The sequence below is a fragment of the Bacillus cereus genome (genome assembly GCF_002567495.1).
In the GTDB taxonomy this organism is placed as follows: Bacteria; Bacillota; Bacilli; order Bacillales; family Bacillaceae_G; genus Bacillus_A; species Bacillus_A cereus_AQ.
Window position 1 is genome coordinate 1 of sequence record NZ_NVAP01000117.1, and the last position, 1,200, is coordinate 1,200.

Genomic DNA, 1,200 nt, shown 5'->3' on the forward strand with positions numbered 1-1,200 from the left:
TACAAAGGGTACAGATTATATAGTTACGTCTTGCTTTTCTTAAGTGCAAAATTAGATTCACTTAGCAACATTTACGCTCTTGTCCAATAGCTAAACCGCTAAAAGATAGTGGACCAACAACTTCGGCACTTGTACCACTAGTAAGGTTTTCTACAGTTAATGAATATTCGTGAGTTCCACAGCTTACATCTTGATCTATAGCTTGAAATGTTTGAGCATAGAATTGTTCAGAATCTGTAGATTCAATACCTACTTGTGTATTGAAAATTTCAACGTTATCACGGAAAATTCGGAATAAAGCTTGTGAAATCTCAGTTATACCTTCAACTCCAACTGTAGCAATTAATTCAACACGATTATTACGTGCGTCTCTTCTTGAAATTTTCAATTTAATTTTCGCAAGAATTGCTCTATCTGGAGAAGCTGGAATTGCAAAAGTTGTTTCACCAGTTTTACTTATAGGTTGAGTAGCTTGGTAATCAATAATATGAGTCATGTTCGTCACCTCCTCATATACTAAAATATGAAAGCAGTGATGAATTAGCTTGGACAAATACTAGAATATTTTCATAGAGTCGACAACTATTGTTGTAAAGGAGTAATTTACATAAAAGCATCAAGAATATATCACAATAAGATAATGTTTTTCTTAATGCTTTTTGTAATTAAGCAGAATATTCTTCTTTACGTACTTCGAAAAATTCATTACGACGTAAGTAATTATAAATTTTTTCGGAAACCTTTTCTTCTTCAGACACTAAAAAACGATGATCAAAAGCATAAAATGATTGACCTTTAATTAATTTTACGTAGTAAATTTTAAACACCTCCCCTAACAGGATTATTACTTGTCCCATATTATAATGGCCTATATGTCTGCTAAAAATACTTGGCGTTTCAAAGGGGATGAAAGAGCTTACAATTCTGTAAGGTTTATGTCACTTTTTTAGATAGTTTACATTCACCAATTTCTTCTATACTACAAATAGGTTACATAAAATAAGGGGGTAAAAAGATGGATGAAATAATTGGAGAAGTTGTAGCAGGTATTTGTGAATTTGTAGTGGAAGTAACAGCGGATGCTATTGGGAATTTAGTTTCTGGAAATGATGAGGAAAAAGAAACATTATAATAATTTGTAAAAGTATAAAGATGATCAAAATAAAAAAGCTGATTTCTAAAGTGAAGTGAACCCGAATA

General features: G+C 31.5%; 2 protein-coding genes. Both read right to left on the reverse strand.

Going from position 1 to position 1,200, the window contains the following annotated elements:
- Positions 1-61: 61 nt before the first annotated feature.
- Positions 62-496: an exosporium protein ExsC gene (exsC, locus tag COK05_RS30635; protein WP_098615511.1), complete on the reverse strand. Its 435-nt coding sequence runs from the start codon at positions 494-496 to the stop codon at positions 62-64.
- A 169-nt stretch (positions 497-665) separates the two neighbouring features.
- On the reverse strand, positions 666-818 hold the full coding sequence (locus COK05_RS30640) for a YqbF domain-containing protein (RefSeq protein ID WP_000291907.1): 153 nt from the start codon (positions 816-818) through the stop codon (positions 666-668).
- Between the last annotated feature and the right edge of the window lie 382 nt (positions 819-1,200).

Excerpts from the sequence above, each read along its gene's own strand:
- exsC (WP_098615511.1), bottom strand. The coding sequence starts at position 496 with ATGACTCATATTATTGATTACCAAGCTACTCAACCTATAAGTAAAACT.